The organism is Marinomonas sp. A3A (assembly GCF_018336955.1).
Classification (GTDB): Bacteria; Pseudomonadota; Gammaproteobacteria; order Pseudomonadales; family Marinomonadaceae; genus Marinomonas; species Marinomonas lutimaris.
Map to the genome: position 1 here is coordinate 2,734,124 of NZ_CP025532.1, position 16,630 is coordinate 2,750,753.

The following is a 16,630-nucleotide window of genomic DNA, read 5'->3' on the forward strand; positions in this document are numbered from 1 at the left end:
CCTTGAATGCTATTCTGGGACAACAGCGTCATCTTAGGAACAAAACATGAATCGCCGCAAAAAAATCAAAGACATATACGACAAGCGCATGAAACAGGCTAACCTAAAGGTAAACCCTAAAAAAGCCAAGCCTAAATATATTTCAAAAGCGGAGCGTGCAAAAATGGAAGCCGAAGCGGCTGCCAACCTAAACTCAGACGTTGATACAGAAGCAACTGAGACAAGCGAAGTAAAAGACGCTTAAAATCGCGCCCTAAAGTGCCAGTCTCCCTCTTTCATATCATTTTTGATTGACTGGCAAATATCCTCATCTATCTGATCACTGTCCACTTCATATAATCCGCACTGAGCAACAGCACGCTTTTCATTAATATTCGAACCCAAATATTCATAGACAACTCGCGCACAACATGGCGCTCTTTCACCACTCCCAGACACTCCTAAACGCAATCCAGTCAATCGCTCGACGCGGTTTTGAAAAGAAGGATAAAGAATCGTCTGCGTCATCTCCACATGAGTTTGGCTTTCATAGTCGATCAAAAATAATCTATCCGACAATAACTGCACCACGCCATTATAAACGCCATGAAAAGACTTCTTTAAATTACGTGGGTTCAAGCGTTCAGTACGCTGATAGTAAGTTTTATCACCTTGAGACTCTACGTGCACCAAGGTGCGTAAAATCTTTCCCGGGCATGCCATAGAAAGATAATATTCAAAGTAATAGCCACAATACTTGGCTAAACCATGCTGGCCAGACTGATTCAGTTTATTAAATTGCATCTGCTCTGGCGTAAGACTTTTGACATCTTCATTTTGACGAATCGGACGTGCCTGTACCAGCTTAGCAAAATGAGCATGCGCCAACACCATCTCACTAGGCTCAACACCAAAAAACTCACCAATGCGCCGCTGAGTACTATTACTCGGTACTGTTGTCCCATTTAAATAACGATTAAATTGCGCGCGATTGATATTTAACCGACGACACACATCTGCCACCGACTTGTAGTAACTGCATAATAACTGCAAGTTATCCGCAAAATCCTGAGCCACAATTCACCCCACATTACGAGCCAAAGTTAAACATCAGCAGTGTAATGAATTCGCCTTTCGAAAACACTTAAAAAATGATGCTATCTGATGCTTCAATAGCACCAACTAGCATCAGCAAGCATCTTTTTACGAACTCCCTTTCCTACTTTTTTTTCGTTCCAATGAGCTCCTTAAAACCAAATAATAAATCTAAAAAAACAGGAGTTCCCCCTCATGCTATCTCTTATCACCGACTTGCTTTGGAGTAAGGTTCTTATCGCTGTATTAATCGGCATCGGAATCTGGTTTACCGTTGCAACCCGTTTTGTACAATTTCGTTATTTTGGCAATATGTTCGGTATTCTTACAGCCAAACACCATGAAGCCGATGGAAAACATTTAAGCTCATTCCAAGCCTTAATCTTATCTGTAGCAGGTCGTGTTGGCGGCGGTAACATTGCCGGCGTAGCCGTTGCTATCACTATCGGTGGCCCAGGTGCGATATTCTGGATGTGGGTTGTTGGCCTGATGGGCATGGCAACCAGTTTCGTGGAATGTATGCTGGCACAAACCTATAAAACAGCAGAAAAAGACGGTACCTTCCGCGGCGGTCCAGCGTTTTATATCGAGCGCGGTTTAGGCAAAAACTGGAAATGGTTGTCTGTACTGTATTCAATCTTACTATTAGCCACTTTTGGCATCGCCTTCACAACCTTGCAATCTTATTCTGTTGCGACATCATTAGAAGACGCCTTTGGCATCCAGCCCTACTACAGCGGCATCGGCATGGCGTTAATTGTTGGCCTGATTATTTTTGGTGGCGTTAAACGTATCGCACAAGTTGCTGAAGTGCTAGTTCCTATTATGGCTGGCGGCTACTTGTTAATTGCCCTTATCGTTCTTGCGATGAACCTAAGCGCGATTCCAGATACCTTGATCATGATAGTAAAAAGTGCGTTCGGTTTAGAGCCAGCGTTTGGCGGTGGTATTGGCGCAGCGATATTAATGGGCGTAAAACGCGGTCTATTCTCTAACGAAGCAGGTCTTGGTAGCGCGCCAAACGTTGCAGCGGTTGCCTATATTCCACACCCAGCAAACCAAGGTATTGTTCAAGCTTTCTCTGTATTTATCGACACAATCGTATTGTGCACTTGTACAGCATTGATCATTCTTCTTGGCAGCGCCTATGACCCAAGCAGCACCGATACAATCCAAGGTGTTGCCTTAACTCAAGCATCTCTGGCAACTCACATGGGCGATTATGGCCGCATGTTCGTCAGTATTGCTCTACTACTATTTGGCTTTAGTACTATTTTGTATAACTACTACTTGGGTGAAAACAGCGTTAGTTACCTAACTAAATCAGACAATCATGGTTTTTACATGAACGCCTTCCGCGTCATCATCATTTGCCTTTGCTGTACAGGCGCTATTCTTGATCTAGGCACTGTGTTCGCTTTTGCAGATTTGAGCATGGGCTTATTGGCGCTAGTTAACTTATTTGCTCTAGCTCTGTTATTTAAAGTTGCTAAACGCGTCATGAAAGACTTTGACGGTCAGCGTAAACAAGGCAATAAAACACCAACATTTGAAGCAAACCGTTTCGCCGATTTGGATCTAGACCAAGAATCTTGGCCAAATAGTGAAAAGCCACATAGCACAAACCACCAATAACCCAACTTAGATTACGCCTCACTGTGATCCAGTGAGGCGTCAGGAAGAACATCATGAATACTCGCTCTGAATACGATTTACTTGGCAATATGGACGTTCCTGCTGACGCGCTGTACGGCATACAGACATTGCGTGCAGCTCAAAACTTTTCAATTACTGGCGTTCCGATTTCACACTTTCCTGAATTGATCAAAGCCTTGGCAATGGTAAAAGCAGCTGCCGCTCGAACCAACCAAGAAATGAAACTACTAACAACCGAAAAAGCCGATGCCATTGTCTATGCCTGCCAAGATTTGATCCAAGGTCAACATCACGATCAATTCATTGTCGATGTTATTCAAGGTGGCGCTGGTACCTCAACCAACATGAACGCCAACGAGGTCATTGCCAACATAGCCCTAACAAAATTGGGTCATGAGAAAGGCGAATACAAATTCCTACATCCAAATGACGACGTAAACCGCTCACAATCCACTAATGACGCATACCCAACAGCGGCCTGCTTAGGCATTCAGTTTGCAGCGGATAACTTTGTTCCAAGTCTTGCTTCACTAAAAGAAGCACTAGAAGCCAAAGCTCGTGAATTCTCGCACATCGTAAAAATGGGCCGCACACAACTTCAAGATGCTGTGCCAATGACACTAGGCCAAGAGTTTGACGCTTTTGCCGTTACTCTTGGCGAAGACATTGATCGCATCAGTGAAGCTTGCGCACTGCTATGCGAAGTTAACCTTGGCGGCACCGCAATCGGTACAGGCATCAATACTCCTGAAGGTTACGCCAAACTGGTTGTAGAAAAATTAGCGACTATATCAACAAAACCACTTGTACCAGCAAGCAATCTAGTCGAGGCAACATCCGACATGGGTGCGTTCGTATTTTTCTCCGGCATTTTGAAACGCCTTGCTATTAAACTAAGCAAAATGAGCAACGACTTGCGCCTATTATCAAGCGGCCCTCGTACTGGTTTAGGCGAAATAAACCTACCACCAATGCAGCCAGGCTCGTCTATTATGCCAGGCAAGGTAAACCCTGTTATTCCTGAAGCGATGAACCAAACAGCTTATCAAGTTATCGCGTCTGATCTTGCTGTAACATTGGCCGCTGAAGCAGGTCAATTACAGTTAAACGCTATGGAACCTATGATCATTTATAACGTACTAAATTCGTTAAAAATGCTGAAAGAAGCCTGCCAAATGTTAGAAACTCGCTGCATACGTGGCATCACTGCTAATGAAGCAGTGTGTGCTGGCCACGTTGAAAACAGTATCGGTATCATTACCGCTCTGGTTCCGCATATTGGTTACGCGAACGCATCACGCATTGCTAACACCGCATTGCACACAGGCAGCACGGTAAAAGCTTTAGTGATTGAAGAAAACCTGCTTACGGAAGAACAGGTGAATATTTTACTAAGCCCACAATCCATGCTATCGCCTAGTAAGGTTGTCATATGAGCGCGCAAGTACTCATCTTATACACGGGCGGCACCATAGGCATGGTTCAAACAGAGCAGGGCTTGGCCCCTGCTTCTGGTTTGCAAGAACGTATAGAAATGGCGTTAGGGATGAGCATTAATACCCTTCCCTCTTTTGAAGTACTGGAAATTTCGCCTTTAATAGACAGTGCCAATATCACACCAAAACACTGGACAAAACTGGTGTCTATTCTTGCAACCCATTGGCAAGATTATGATGGCTTTGTGATTCTCCATGGTACGGACACCATGGCGTATACCGCTTCAGCTTTGTCTTTCATGTTGGGCGCTTGCACTAAGAACATCATCCTGACCGGTTCACAAATTCCGTTAGGCATGAATCGCAGTGATGCCACATCAAATCTACAAGCCGCATTATCACTGGCAGTTTCCCATAGAATTGCCGACGTGAGCCTGGTGTTTGATGGCAAGCTAATGCGCGGTAATCGCATTCAAAAAATCAGCAGTGGTCGGTTTGAAGCCTTCCATACCCCAAATGATGATTTACTGGGCGAACTCGCCATTGGTATGCAGCTTTATCCAAATCGTATGCTTAAAAGCGATGAAGAAGTCACAGCAACATCACTTGAAAACAACATAGTTAGTTTTAAAGCTAGCGCTGTTGGCGTGATTACTCTGCATCCGAGTCAGCCAGCTGCTGTCTACCAAAGCCTGTTGGACGACAAAGATTGCAAAGCCATTGTTCTACTAACCTATGGCGCAGGCAATGTGCCAGATCAAAACCCAGCGTTTTTATCGTTTTTAACAGAAGCCATGTTGCGCAAGAAAAACATCGTTAATTTGACCCAATGCCTACATGGTGGCGTGTCTCAGGGCGCTTATGCGGCGGGATCTATATTATCTTCGATGAATGTATTAAGTGGAAGAGACATGACCTTAGAAGCCGCCTTCTGCAAACTCCATTGGCTGATTGCCACAGGTGAAAACTATTACGGCATTCTTGAGAAATGGAACACGAATTATTGTGGTGAGTTCACTCATCAATAATACTCGACATGCTTATAAATGGCCTTTGCACGATACAGTATAAAGGCCATTTTTTTACTCGCTAGGTTCACTCCATACCGCCCATTCGTTACCACACGGATCCAGAAAGTGAAAACGACGACCACCAGGGAAGTCAAAAATTACTTGTTCAATCGTTCCACCCGCCGCCTGCACTTTTTCAAATACCACTTCGAGCTCATTACTGTATAAGATAATCAGCGCTGCGCCATTTTGAGGTCTTGAACAGAAGTTCGCCTGAAAAAAACCACCATCCAATCCTGCATTTTCAAATGCTGAATATTCGGGCCCATAATCTTTAAACCCCCATCCAAACACCTGACTAAAAAAAGCTTTATTTAACGCTAAATCTCGCGCTGGTAATTCAACATAATTGATCTTATTGGATTCCATATATCTCTCACTTAATTGTCGATGTTACTACCAAAATAACGCTGATTACGATCATAGCGCCACCGATCCATTGTTGTTTGGTCATTTTCTCTGCAAAGCGCACTTTTGAATAATACAGGGTTCCAACTATTTCAATCTGACCTAATGTTTTTACCAAAGCAGGATTAACCAAAGCAAACCCCGTAAACCAACCGATTGACCCTAAAGAGCTCAACACGCCCACTTTACAACTTAAGGCAAACTCATGCTTAAAGGGCGCCAGAACATCTTTGCTTTTATAAATTTGAATGCCGCACAAAATAATAGACTGTAGAGCCAAAACATACCAAAGTGTGACACCAGCACTGGTAATAAGAGAACCTGACAAAGAATGACTAGCAATCGATGCTGTCACAGAAGTAATCGCAAAGCACAAGCCACTACCTAGCCCTAGAAGAAGAGAAATATCTTTATGAGCTTGCCTGACATTACTCCACTTTACACTCATCACAACAGCGCCTAGCACTCCCAAAAAAATGCCAAGCCATGAACCAATCGTCAAAGTGTAATGCAGCAAGGGCAAACCAATTAATGCCGCCAAAACAGCTTCGGTTTTTGCTAGCAAGGTTCCCATTGCAAAACTGCCTGATTGAAAAGCCCGCAACATAAAATACGTCGCCAAAATTTGAGCAATTGCACAAACACTAGCAGCAACAAAAAAAGTAAAATGATTACCAATAGACACCCAACCAAACACCTGCCAACAAATAACAAGATATACACTGACTAGTGGCAAACCATATAAAGAACGCGACATGGTGGCATGCAAGAAACCAGTTTGACGAGCCAACGTATTTTGATAAGCCGTTCGAACTGACTGACAACCTGCTGCGAACAGAGTAATAAAGATCCACATACCAACGCCTTATGTTGCAATTTGAAAGCGCTAGCATGGGGTTAAGAAATGTATTTGTAAAAGGAATAAATCTTATAATTTGGATTCCAATTAGGAATTCGTTTAATTTTTTATTTCTTTCTCAACTCAGTGACTTGCTCTCCTGCAATCCCCCAGTTATCGGTGCTCACTTCATCAATCACCACAACGGTTGTAGCTGGGTTCTTTCCTAGCACATCAACCAATAAATTCGTCGCACCTTTAATCAATGCTTGTTTTTGTTCCTTAGTCACACCTTCATCGGTAATTCGTATATTGACATAGGGCATAATGAAGTCCTTAAAATTTAGCAACAATGTCTAACAAGGCTTGCTTAACAGACGCATCAACAACTTCACCGTCTTTCACATCCGTTTGAGCAATAGCATCAACGAAAGCTTGCGCTTGAGCAGGAACACCTGATTCTTTCTCAAAGTCTTCACTGAAAAGCGGCATTTCAAAATCATTAAGATCAAGAAGCGTTACTTCTGCCCCTTCAACGAGATTTGCAGTGTAGCCGGCCAATGCTTTGTTAATTGACTGCTTGCTAGAGCTCGCACCAAATGCAAGTATTTTCATTTTCGATCCTTTTATTTCGTTAAGGTTAAAACGCTAAGATAAAATTGTTTCATCTTTTTTTGATATTACCTTGTTTAGAATGCCATTATGAACTCAATTTTCAAACATACTTTTGTACGCTTTGCCATCGTGGGTGGTGCTGGTTTTTTGGTCGACCTTACCTGTATGCTGCTGCTTTCCTTTTGGTTGCCGCACCTTGTCGCAAGAGGCATCGCATTTTGGGTAGCGGCAAGCTCAAATTGGTGGTGGAATAGAACTATTACCTTTACCGAGTCAAAAGCTCAAATAACAAGCACAAACAAAAAAGCTACCGCTCTGCAATGGATACAATTTCTCGGCAGCTCTGCTATTGCTTTTGTGCCCAACTGGGGATGTTACTTAGTACTCATGTCTCAACCACCAGCCACACCTAACTCCACACTGAGTCTTTTATGGCCTTATCTAGCCATGATCCCTGGCATTTTAATTGGCATGATGCTCAATTACGTTTTCTCACGTTTCTGGATATTTTCTCCCGCGAAATTTTAAACTGCCACAAAATCAATGTTGCCAACTTAGGCTTCTTCAGCACCATGCTCTGCAAAGCGCCCTTTCGATTTATCATGCACTTGATCATGGCGCGGCCAAGGCCAACCGCCAAATTGCGTACGCTGGTAATCTTCAAACGCTTGCTGTAACTCGGCACGCGTATTCATAACAAACGGACCATGTTGTTCAACATGCTCACCGATTGGGCGGCCTTGCAACAACAAGAATCTGGCTTTTTTACCCTGATTACGCAATACCAAAGCCGAATCACTTTTCAAGACAAAAGCTTCATTAATAGAGGCATTTACACCATCTAACGTGACCTTCTCACCTTCAAAAAAGTACAAAGTACGGCTCAAATTAGCTGCCACTGCAGGCAAGGTCCATTCACCATTTTCTGGCAAATCAATCAACCAAATAGCAACGTCGTTTTTACTATCCGCCGCCCATGAATTAGGCGGACAAGGTGAAGGATCAACATTTTGAAACGCGCCAGCAACCACCTTAACTTGAGTTTCCAGACCTTTACTGTCGGCAACCTTTACCACAGGCGTATCTTCATTCCAAAGCATAGTGAAATGCGGTGGTACCATTTTATTTTTGCTTGGTAAATTTAGCCAAATTTGAAACAATTCTAAGGGATTAGGACCATCTTCGTTTAGCAAAGGAAACATCTCAGAATGCTGAACACCTTCGCCTGCCGTCATCCACTGAGTATCGCCCTCCCCATAACGGCCAGCCGCACCAATAGAATCGGCATGATCAACAAAGCCTTTATTGACAATGGTTACCGTTTCAAAACCGCGATGCGGGTGAGCAGGAAACCCTGGAATGCTTTTACCGTGGTACATACGCCAGCCATCAATACCGCCAAAATCTTGTCCCAAAGGACGATTATTTAACGATACATCAGGGCCCATAGAAGCATTTGCTTTTGGATAAGTGTCGTTATGAAAAGCACAAAATAAAAAAGGATCAAATGTTGGCCAGAACATCTGAAGGGGAATTCGTTTTAAAATTGATGAGCTCATTATGTTTCTCCATCAAGAAATCATGTTACCAATACGTACATGATAGCATCTATAAACTTGATTGATTTATGCTGATATCGGTTCTAACCCATTCACTTTTTCAATATATATTCTCAGAAAAACTTATGCACCACTTGGAAAAATTACTTTCGCCGTACACCCTGGCGCGCCACTGTCTATCGATAAATTATCACTCAAAGAGAAAGAACAATGATACTTAGCGCAAATATCGCGCACTATCATCAATCCTAAACCATAACTTTCACCACCCGGTTTGCCGCTCAAACCGCAACCTGTATCAACAATAGACAACTCATTTTCAGATACCACGATATTCACATAGCCTTCTTCGGTGCAAGCCATGGCATTTTTCAGCAGATTCCCCACTAAAATATGAAAAGTAGGAACAGGTAACTTGGTAATAACTTCACCGTTTTTTACAATATCAACTGTGACAGACTTGCCAGTTAAGTAGCCCAAATGCATTTGTCGAATATCTTCAAATTCGCTATCTTGCACAACCCGTGAAGCAATCGCAGCCAAATCTTCATCACGAGTCAGAGACAACAGAGTCGCGATGTAGTCTTCCATCTCTTGGCAGGCTTGAACCATGCGCACTCGTTGACGCTCTAAAAATTCTTTAGAATCAGATTTGCCTATCAAGGTTGTCGCGCCTTTCATGACCATAAGAGGCGTGCGTAACTCATGACTCGCATAGCGGTTAAAAGCTCTCTCTCGCTGAATCAATTCTCGAATTTGATTTTGGTAACTATTTAATCGATCCACCAGATGACGGATTTCACGTGTTGCCGCCCCTTCTGGCAATTCAATCGCAGACAAATTGGCAGGCGTTCTATCACCAAGACTTTTAGAAAGTTGGGCAAGCGGCTTGGTTAAACGATCAGATATTCGCATGACCACCCACAAACTGACGATCAATAACAACAGAGACAACACTAGCTGAGTACTTTGTGTTTCAAACATCTGCTCTTCAGAGATTTCATAAATCTCGTCGTAATGAATCACATAAATATCTTTTAACTCACCATTCAGCATAGCTTTAGAATGCATGGAAAACATTTCTAGCGTCGTATCTGATTCTTTGTCTAATTCATAAGGCTTATCATCTTTAGTATTCTCAGCAAGAACCACCCCAGACGGTAAGTTTTCTTTCCCCACATAGACTTCAGAAAAAGGCGGCACAGAAACATGAGTTAACTGAGTGCCATTTAACAAAGCAATCCCAGTATTTTTGTCCTTTAACATGCGGTTTTCTGCATAAATCATTTCTATGTTTTCAATCATCGACGTAAACATAGAAAAATGAAATGCAATAATAGCGAATGCTACAATCGAAAAATAAGTGAAGGTAAGCTGTTTCGCGGATTTAATTTGTTTCATTCATCACCTTCAGCAACAAGACGATAACCCACCTTAGAGACAGTTCTTAAATAAGCATGCTCAAAAGGTCGATCAATCAAACTACGTAATTGATAAATATGACTGCGTAATACTTTGCTATCAGGCTCTTCATCACCCCATAAGGCATCGCAAATTTCATCTTTTGATACCACATCAGGCGCTTTTTGAATAAGGCATTTTAAAATGGTGTATTGAGAAGGATTTAAAGAGTAACGGCCACCTTCACGCTGCAACACTCGAGTATTCATATCCAAAGATAAATTACCGAAGGTTAACGTCCGATTGGCCACACTACCCTTTCGTCTTCTTACTAAGGCTTGCAATCGAGAATCAAGGATTTCCAAATCAAAAGGCTTCACTAAATAATCGTCAGCTAAATGGTCAAAACCCGTCAAAATATCATCTTTAGTGTCGCGGGCCGTGAGCATTAATATAGGTGTATCAATGCCTGCTTCACGCAATGATTTACATACCGTTAATCCGTCCATTTTAGGCAACATAACATCTAAAATAATGGCATCATAATGTTCGGCTTTTGCTAACTCATACCCTTGTAAACCATTGTTCGCGTAATCTAATACGTAATCTTTGATTTCAAAGTAATCAAAGATTACGCCAGCAATATCTTTGTGATCTTCTACTAATAGTAATTTCATATTTTTCTCAATTATCAAAAAGCGCTATAAAAAAGTGCTGTAAAAAAAGAGTGGGCTAATAAAGCTGAATTGTCACATAAAAGCATGAAAAAAAAGTGAATCACCTTTTTGCGACACCACTTTTATTAGGATGTACTCAACGAATTTTTCCGTATTCAGGAGAACATCAATGAGCGCCATTCCATATAGACAATACGCGAACGTTGAATCCGCGGCAAAGGAACCAGCAGTCAAGGCACAACCTTTGGTATCCGTAATTATCCCCTTTTTAAATGAAGCGGATGTATTGGCTGTTTGCCACCTACGTGTCTGTGAGGCACTTTCTAAACTACAGCAGCATTGTGAAGTCATCTACATTGATGACGGTAGTAGTGACAACAGCTGGGAATTAGTGAGTCATTTTAAGCACCCTTTACATCAAATACGCAGCTTACGATTAAGCCGAAATTTTGGCAAAGAAGCGGCAATGAGCGCGGGAATGAAAGCCGCATCAGGCCGCTGTGTCATTCTACTTGACGCAGATTTACAAGATCCACCTGAATATATTTCTGCGATGGTACAAGCATGGCAAGATGGCGCTCAAGTCGTCGAGATGCAACGTCGCGAGCGTCACGGAGAAAGTTGGTTAAAACGCACCACAGCACATTGTTTCTATCGCTTTATGTCCAAAATTAGCGATCACCCGATTACCGAAAACGTCGGTGACTTTCGCCTAATGGATCAAAAAGTCGTCAAGGTTATTAACACCTTGCCAGAAAGAACCCGCTTTATGAAAGGCTTACTTGCTTGGCCTGGCTTTACTCGTAAAGTCCTCACCTTTGACCGCGACCCCCGTTTGGCTGGTGATACCAAGTGGAACTACCCAAAACTCATTCATTTAGCTCTGGAAGGCATTACCTCATTCAGCACCAAACCATTACGCTGGGCAACCATGGCTGGCCTAACCACGTCAGCTATCGCTTTTATTATGGCTCTGGTTATTTTCACCAAAACCATCGTTTGGGGTGACCCTGTTGCTGGTTACCCATCGACAATACTCGTCGTACTATTTTTAGGTGGCATTCAGCTCTTATCTATTGGAGTGCTGGGCGAATACGTTGGTCGCTTATTTATTGAATCCAAACAACGACCTTTGTATGTACTCATGGAAGATGCTATGACAAAACCCACTTTCAAATACTCGGACTCTGAATAATGCAACAACCGACCTTATCATTGCCGTCTGCAAAACTGCTGATCACATTGTTGATTAGCTGCTTAGTATTGCGCTTTCTTTCTTTATCCCTCTACCCATTGATGGACACCACCGAAGCGCGTTACGGTGAAATGGCGCGCATCATGTTCGAAACTGGCAACTGGATCACGCCAATGTTTGACTACAATGTGCCATTTTGGGGAAAACCGCCCATTTTCACTTGGTTAAGCAGCCTTGGATTCAACCTATTTGGCGTCAATGAATTCGCTGCTCGCGTACCTCATCTCATCGTTGGGTTAGGAGTGATTGGGTTAGTTTATAAACTGGCAAAAGATCATTTCCAATCATCAAGCATGGGATTTTTTGCTGCCAGCATCTTAGCATCTACCGTCTCATTTATTGTCTTAAGTGGCGCGGTAATGACAGATACGGCCCTCACCTTTTCTATTGCTCTAAGTATGATTAGCTTCTGGCAAGCATGGAGCAACAAAGGCAAGATCTGGGGCTATTTGTTTTTTGTTGGTTTAGCATTAGGCATGCTGTCAAAAGGCCCATTAGCAATTGTATTGATTGGCATAAGTTTGACTATTTGGCTGCTCCCTAACGGCCGCTGGAAAAAACTATGGAACACTTTACCTTGGGGAGTTGGCACCTTACTGTTTCTTGTTATTTGCGTGCCTTGGTATGCCATTGCGGAATACAAAACACCGGGGTTTCTAGATTACTTCATCGTTGGTGAACATATTAAACGCTTCATCGTCAGTGGCTGGCAGGGTGACTTATATGGCAGTGCGCATGAAAGAACTCGCGGCACTATTTGGTTTTACGCCTTGATGTCTATGTTGCCTTGGAGCCCACTTGTCATCTGGCAATGGATTCGCACGATAAAAGACGACAAAGACGTTGAAGAAAGTTCAGATGGATTCGGCACTTTCTTGTTATTTTGGATGTTGTCGCCGATGATTTTATTCAGCTTTTCGGGCAATATTTTAGCCAGCTACGTGATGCCAGCACTGCCAGCCATGGCATTATTATTGGTGCATCTTCATAGCCAAAGACCATTACAAAGCTGGCTCTATAAAGTCGGCTTCATCACGCCATTTTTGCTTATTGTACTAATCAGCGTGTTACATTTCGATTTAGTGCCAAAACGCTCAGAAGACAAAATACTTGCGGTTTGGAAACAACAACCAGAAGCCACACAAAGCGATTTATTTTATCTGCATAAACGCCCTTTCTCTGGCCAATACTATTCATCAGGTAAGGCAAAACAGCGCTCAACCGATGTAAACTCTTGGCTACCAACACAGAGCAAAGCATTTTTCATCGTTCAAGCCGCGAATGATCATACTGTGTATTCAAACTGGTCATGCGGTGAAAGAGACAAAACCGATAGGGAAATACTGCTGTATTGCCAACCTTCTCAATAATGGCAATTGATAGAATTACGAATTCCCAAGAAATTGAGCTATAAAAAAACACAAAGGAGCTGAAGCTTCTTTGTGTTTTTTTATAGCATATATCTAGCGGTTTAAACTGATCACATCATACATAAACGCCCCGCCAAGCACTTCAAACTCAAGCTGATTACCTTGGTTCTTTAAATGCTCAGCAGGAACATCCAGTGTCTCTGCATGATAACGTCCGCTTTGCATCGCACTTCGATAAATAGCTTTATCATTAGCATAGTGCACTTCTTTGAGCAGCTTGCCATTAAGTCGAACAAGCAACCTAGGTGCCGTCGTCGCTTTCCCCATGCCACTATTACTCGCCGCAGCAAACGCGATATTAAGTTTAGCGTCGGCCACTTTATCTAAATCAAAGTTTACCTGCCAAATACCCGGTTTGGTTTGTGCATAGTACCAATCTTCTTTTTCATTACTTTTCCCAATATCGTAAATCAAACTAACAGGCGTTTCGTGTTGCCAACGATTATTTCGAGGCTCGCCTGCGAACTTAAATTCATCCGCTCGACGATTTGCTTGGCCTATTTGCCATAGCCTTGTCTGTGTTGATAAAGGCAACTCGATTGGCTTAACCTGACTTCCAGCTTTTAGAGTGACAGAGCTCTCATACAAAATACCTGTTTGAGAGCCTGATGTCGCATACACAGCAAGCCGATAATCACCTGGCACGACATTGGCAATCGCATAATTACCTTGAGCATTCGTTTTAGACGAATAGAAATAGCCTAAAGTCTGCTGATCGAACTCAGCATTTGGATCGTTACTTAAAGTTACTACCACAGGAACCTTAGTTTTCACATTCCCCTTCAAAGAAGCCCGTTGGTGCTCATATCGAGTGTCTTTTAGCCAGTCATAAGGCCATTTAGCTTGCTCTATAGAAGCTCGCTGCTGAGCATTTTTAATAAGTTGTTGGGGGGTTACTGCCTTATTCACATAGACTAACCAAGGGCCGTATATTTTTTGCCACCCTGGAGGAGCTTGCAAATCAGGAGAACCAAGATGAGCGCCAGTTAAATAATTAAGCGCAATAGCATCTTGATGAACCAGTAACTCTTGATTTAGCAAATCCCCTGAATAATATTCGTGACTAGCAGGAATAACCCACGCGCCAAATTTCTCGCCTAATACTCCCCACAAGTTGCTTTCACGCTGATAATTCACCAAATCATATTTACTATAAACATCGCCATTAGACAGACGCCAAGTTTCGTCTTGCACAAACTCACTGTTTTCTAAAGATGCATAGCTTGGTGGTGTAGCGAGCGTTTCACCATTATAAAGATGCGGCATTAAAGCAGAATCAAAACGATAAACCGTACGCAACTCAGCTAATCGCGTAACAGAGTCATGTTGATTTTTCGCGACAACATAATTGTAAACACCACTAACACCTGGGCGCAAAATGTAATGATATTCCAATAAAATATGATCGCTTGATTTACCGTCAAAACGCAGATGAATTTGCTCATCACTGTTCTCGAGCACTTCGCTAGATGCTGCGATAAAATTCGTCGCACCACCTGAAACTCCAGTGTGATAATCCAAATAGAAACTACGCGTTTTATTCGGATCTCGGCTCACACCACTCAGTTTTTTGACAAGGTTCTCCCCGTCTTTAATCAAAGATAGAGCATCACCTTGTTTAGATAAAGTTAGTTGAATTAAACCATTATCAAGCACATAACGGTCTTCACTTTCGCTTAAAGAAAGGCCTTGGGCCGACGCTTGATAAAACAAAGCGAGTAACGCCAAAAGACTAATGGAAGGTTTCATGGAGGTCTCCTTTTATTGTTATCTTGTCATCCATCGGGCTAACAATGCACTTTGCTCTAACTTGTCGCCCTGACTAGTTGTACTAACAAAAGGAAATCAATACAAATAAATAAAAATGCGTTTCTTTTATTTTGCCATCACGTTTTATCAAAAAAACAATCACACAAAAAAGCCCAAGTCGTATTATCACTAATAAAACTCAGGCTTTTATCAGAAAGAGTTAGCAGTTTTACACAGCAACCGACCCATAACTCGGCTCAGTATGCGAATGATTTAACGCATCATGGGCATGGGGAATATAGACAATCGAATCATCTTTTTCAGCTTTCAGAGCCTCAGAGGTTTCACCTTTCCATGCAATTTTTCGCTCATCACGAGGAGAGACACCAATGTGTTTGCGATAGCAGCGACTAAAATGCGGCGTCGATATAAATCCACACGCCATGGAGATTTCTACAATCGACATATTCGATTGCTTTAACAATTTACGCGCTCGTTCGAGTCGTAAACGTAAATAAAAGCGTGATGGTGAACAATCTAAATGGCGATGAAACATACGCTCAATTTGACGACGAGACACGTCAACAAAAGTCGCCAATTCATCTAGCTCAATAGGTTCTTCCAAGTTGTTTTCCATTAACTCGATCACATCCACCAGCTTCGGCGTGCAAACTCCTGCACTATTAAACTGACGCATTGGCATGCGCTGCTGATCGGATTCATTACGAATACGATCGCAAATAAACATATCGGAAATGGCATTGGATAATTTAGGGCCGTGCTGCTTGGTCATCATGTTTAAAAACATGTCCATCGGCGCACTGCCACCAGAAGACGTCATGCGATCTTTATCTATGGAGAATAGCTTGTTGTTACAATTAACTTTTGGGAAGGCTTCTTGCAAAGCCGTTAAACATTCCCAATGCACACTACATTGATAACCATTTAGCAAACCGGCATAAGCAAGGACATAAGCGCCGGTACAAATACCTCCAAGCTGAACACCTTTGCGCGATTGTTTCATCAGCCAAGAAACTTGCTTTGCGGTAAAAGTTCGTGTGATATCAACGCCACCAGCGACAATAATCAAATCAAACTCACCACTTTCTTCCATAGACAAATCTGGGGTCAAAACTAAACCATCACTTGCCGTGACAGGCTGACCACTTTCAGAAATCAAGCTCCAACTATACAACTCTTCTGCTGACAACTGGTTAGCCATTCGCAGCGGTTCTATAGAAGAAGCAAGCGCGATCATTGTAAAATGATCGAGCAACAGAAAACCTACTTTAGTTGTGCTTCTTGCATCAAAAGCTAGGGGGGTATTTTCCATATTAATGTCCTCATATATGCGCATCTATATTGCTAGGCAAGATCCAGACCAAGTTATCTAGATAACCCTAATTAATATCGATAAAACATACTTTTTTTTATTTTTCTAAGGAAACACAAAGTTCTCAAT

General features: G+C 42.4%; 17 protein-coding genes. 7 read left to right on the forward strand and 10 right to left on the reverse strand.

Going from position 1 to position 16,630, the window contains the following annotated elements; all coding sequences use genetic code 11:
- Window positions 1–46: 46 nt before the first annotated feature.
- The gene (locus CYL31_RS12770) at window positions 47–244 is read left to right on the forward strand and encodes a DUF2986 domain-containing protein (RefSeq protein WP_212915595.1); all 198 of its coding nucleotides are present in this window, start codon (window positions 47–49) and stop codon (window positions 242–244) included.
- On the opposite strand, the gene CYL31_RS12775 is transcribed toward CYL31_RS12770, so the two are convergent.
- A complete protein-coding gene (locus CYL31_RS12775; RefSeq protein WP_212915596.1) occupies window positions 241–1,056 on the reverse strand; it encodes a helix-turn-helix domain-containing protein in 816 nt (271 codons plus the stop codon). The genes CYL31_RS12770 and CYL31_RS12775 overlap by 4 nt on opposite strands.
- A 213-nt stretch (window positions 1,057–1,269) precedes the next feature.
- On the opposite strand from CYL31_RS12775, the gene CYL31_RS12780 reads away from it, so the two are divergent.
- Genes CYL31_RS12780 through CYL31_RS12790 form a run of 3 tightly spaced genes read left to right on the forward strand, consistent with a single transcriptional unit; the run spans window position 1,270 to window position 5,194 of the window.
- Window positions 1,270–2,709 (forward strand): alanine/glycine:cation symporter family protein, encoded by a 1,440-nt coding sequence (locus CYL31_RS12780; protein ID WP_212915597.1) that lies wholly within the window; start codon window positions 1,270–1,272, stop codon window positions 2,707–2,709.
- Window positions 2,710–2,762: 53 nt separating this feature from the next.
- Window positions 2,763–4,166, forward strand: a complete 1,404-nt coding sequence (locus CYL31_RS12785) for an aspartate ammonia-lyase (RefSeq protein ID WP_212915598.1) — start codon at window positions 2,763–2,765, stop codon at window positions 4,164–4,166.
- Window positions 4,163–5,194, forward strand: coding sequence for an asparaginase (locus tag CYL31_RS12790; RefSeq protein ID WP_212915599.1), 1,032 nt, complete (start codon window positions 4,163–4,165; stop codon window positions 5,192–5,194). Before CYL31_RS12785 ends, CYL31_RS12790 begins: the two co-directional genes overlap by 4 nt.
- A gap of 54 nt (window positions 5,195–5,248) precedes the next feature.
- Here the strand turns inward: CYL31_RS12790 and CYL31_RS12795 are convergent, their stop codons facing one another.
- From CYL31_RS12795 to CYL31_RS12810, 4 genes are all read right to left on the reverse strand, one after another.
- Window positions 5,249–5,605: a VOC family protein gene (locus tag CYL31_RS12795; RefSeq protein ID WP_212915600.1), complete on the reverse strand. Its 357-nt coding sequence runs from the start codon at window positions 5,603–5,605 to the stop codon at window positions 5,249–5,251.
- Between the two features lie 7 nt (window positions 5,606–5,612).
- The gene (locus CYL31_RS12800; RefSeq protein ID WP_212915601.1) at window positions 5,613–6,500 is read right to left on the reverse strand and encodes an EamA family transporter; all 888 of its coding nucleotides are present in this window, start codon (window positions 6,498–6,500) and stop codon (window positions 5,613–5,615) included.
- Between the two features lie 110 nt (window positions 6,501–6,610).
- Complete coding sequence (locus CYL31_RS12805) at window positions 6,611–6,808, reverse strand: 2-hydroxymuconate tautomerase family protein (RefSeq protein ID WP_212915602.1); 198 nt, start codon at window positions 6,806–6,808, stop codon at window positions 6,611–6,613.
- Window positions 6,809–6,818: 10 nt separating this feature from the next.
- A complete protein-coding gene (locus CYL31_RS12810; protein ID WP_212915603.1) occupies window positions 6,819–7,097 on the reverse strand; it encodes an NADPH-dependent FMN reductase in 279 nt (92 codons plus the stop codon).
- Between the two features lie 87 nt (window positions 7,098–7,184).
- Here CYL31_RS12810 and CYL31_RS12815 point away from each other — a divergent pair, with 87 nt between their 5' ends.
- On the forward strand, window positions 7,185–7,625 hold the full coding sequence (locus CYL31_RS12815) for a GtrA family protein (RefSeq protein WP_212915604.1): 441 nt from the start codon (window positions 7,185–7,187) through the stop codon (window positions 7,623–7,625).
- Window positions 7,626–7,651: 26 nt separating this feature from the next.
- Here CYL31_RS12815 and CYL31_RS12820 read toward each other — a convergent pair whose 3' ends face one another.
- The 3 genes from CYL31_RS12820 to CYL31_RS12830 all read right to left on the reverse strand — a co-directional run bounded on the left by CYL31_RS12820 (window position 7,652) and on the right by CYL31_RS12830 (window position 10,734).
- Complete coding sequence (locus CYL31_RS12820) at window positions 7,652–8,656, reverse strand: pirin family protein (RefSeq protein ID WP_212915605.1); 1,005 nt, start codon at window positions 8,654–8,656, stop codon at window positions 7,652–7,654.
- Between the two features lie 123 nt (window positions 8,657–8,779).
- Complete coding sequence (locus tag CYL31_RS12825; RefSeq protein WP_212915606.1) at window positions 8,780–10,057, reverse strand: sensor histidine kinase; 1,278 nt, start codon at window positions 10,055–10,057, stop codon at window positions 8,780–8,782.
- Window positions 10,054–10,734: a response regulator transcription factor gene (locus CYL31_RS12830; protein ID WP_212915607.1), complete on the reverse strand. Its 681-nt coding sequence runs from the start codon at window positions 10,732–10,734 to the stop codon at window positions 10,054–10,056. Before CYL31_RS12830 ends, CYL31_RS12825 begins: the two co-directional genes overlap by 4 nt.
- A 169-nt stretch (window positions 10,735–10,903) precedes the next feature.
- Between CYL31_RS12830 and CYL31_RS12835 the strand changes: the two genes are divergently transcribed.
- Together CYL31_RS12835 and CYL31_RS12840 are read left to right on the forward strand one after the other, a co-directional pair.
- Entirely contained in the window at window positions 10,904–11,929 is a 1,026-nt protein-coding gene (locus tag CYL31_RS12835) for a glycosyltransferase family 2 protein (protein ID WP_212915608.1), read from the forward strand.
- Window positions 11,929–13,359 (forward strand): ArnT family glycosyltransferase, encoded by a 1,431-nt coding sequence (locus CYL31_RS12840; protein WP_212915609.1) that lies wholly within the window; start codon window positions 11,929–11,931, stop codon window positions 13,357–13,359. Before CYL31_RS12835 ends, CYL31_RS12840 begins: the two co-directional genes overlap by 1 nt.
- Before the next feature lie 93 nt (window positions 13,360–13,452).
- On the opposite strand, the gene CYL31_RS12845 is transcribed toward CYL31_RS12840, so the two are convergent.
- Both CYL31_RS12845 and gbdR read right to left on the reverse strand, forming a co-directional pair.
- The gene (locus CYL31_RS12845; protein WP_212915610.1) at window positions 13,453–15,168 is read right to left on the reverse strand and encodes a polysaccharide lyase family protein; all 1,716 of its coding nucleotides are present in this window, start codon (window positions 15,166–15,168) and stop codon (window positions 13,453–13,455) included.
- Window positions 15,169–15,397: 229 nt separating this feature from the next.
- Complete coding sequence (gene gbdR / locus CYL31_RS12850; RefSeq protein WP_212915611.1) at window positions 15,398–16,501, reverse strand: choline metabolism transcriptional regulator GbdR; 1,104 nt, start codon at window positions 16,499–16,501, stop codon at window positions 15,398–15,400.
- Window positions 16,502–16,630 lie beyond the last annotated feature (129 nt).

Excerpts from the sequence above, each read along its gene's own strand:
- CYL31_RS12780 (WP_212915597.1), top strand. The coding sequence starts at position 1,270 with ATGCTATCTCTTATCACCGACTTGCTTTGGAGTAAGGTTCTTATCGCT.
- CYL31_RS12770 (WP_212915595.1), top strand. The coding sequence starts at position 47 with ATGAATCGCCGCAAAAAAATCAAAGACATATACGACAAGCGCATGAAA.
- gbdR (WP_212915611.1), bottom strand. The coding sequence starts at position 16,501 with ATGGAAAATACCCCCCTAGCTTTTGATGCAAGAAGCACAACTAAAGTA.
- CYL31_RS12815 (WP_212915604.1), top strand. The coding sequence starts at position 7,185 with ATGAACTCAATTTTCAAACATACTTTTGTACGCTTTGCCATCGTGGGT.
- CYL31_RS12790 (WP_212915599.1), top strand. The coding sequence starts at position 4,163 with ATGAGCGCGCAAGTACTCATCTTATACACGGGCGGCACCATAGGCATG.
- CYL31_RS12820 (WP_212915605.1), bottom strand. The coding sequence starts at position 8,656 with ATGAGCTCATCAATTTTAAAACGAATTCCCCTTCAGATGTTCTGGCCA.
- CYL31_RS12835 (WP_212915608.1), top strand. The coding sequence starts at position 10,904 with ATGAGCGCCATTCCATATAGACAATACGCGAACGTTGAATCCGCGGCA.
- CYL31_RS12845 (WP_212915610.1), bottom strand. The coding sequence starts at position 15,168 with ATGAAACCTTCCATTAGTCTTTTGGCGTTACTCGCTTTGTTTTATCAA.
- CYL31_RS12800 (WP_212915601.1), bottom strand. The coding sequence starts at position 6,500 with ATGTGGATCTTTATTACTCTGTTCGCAGCAGGTTGTCAGTCAGTTCGA.
- CYL31_RS12825 (WP_212915606.1), bottom strand. The coding sequence starts at position 10,057 with ATGAAACAAATTAAATCCGCGAAACAGCTTACCTTCACTTATTTTTCG.
- CYL31_RS12830 (WP_212915607.1), bottom strand. The coding sequence starts at position 10,734 with ATGAAATTACTATTAGTAGAAGATCACAAAGATATTGCTGGCGTAATC.
- CYL31_RS12840 (WP_212915609.1), top strand. The coding sequence starts at position 11,929 with ATGCAACAACCGACCTTATCATTGCCGTCTGCAAAACTGCTGATCACA.
- CYL31_RS12805 (WP_212915602.1), bottom strand. The coding sequence starts at position 6,808 with ATGCCCTATGTCAATATACGAATTACCGATGAAGGTGTGACTAAGGAA.
- CYL31_RS12795 (WP_212915600.1), bottom strand. The coding sequence starts at position 5,605 with ATGGAATCCAATAAGATCAATTATGTTGAATTACCAGCGCGAGATTTA.
- CYL31_RS12810 (WP_212915603.1), bottom strand. The coding sequence starts at position 7,097 with ATGAAAATACTTGCATTTGGTGCGAGCTCTAGCAAGCAGTCAATTAAC.
- CYL31_RS12785 (WP_212915598.1), top strand. The coding sequence starts at position 2,763 with ATGAATACTCGCTCTGAATACGATTTACTTGGCAATATGGACGTTCCT.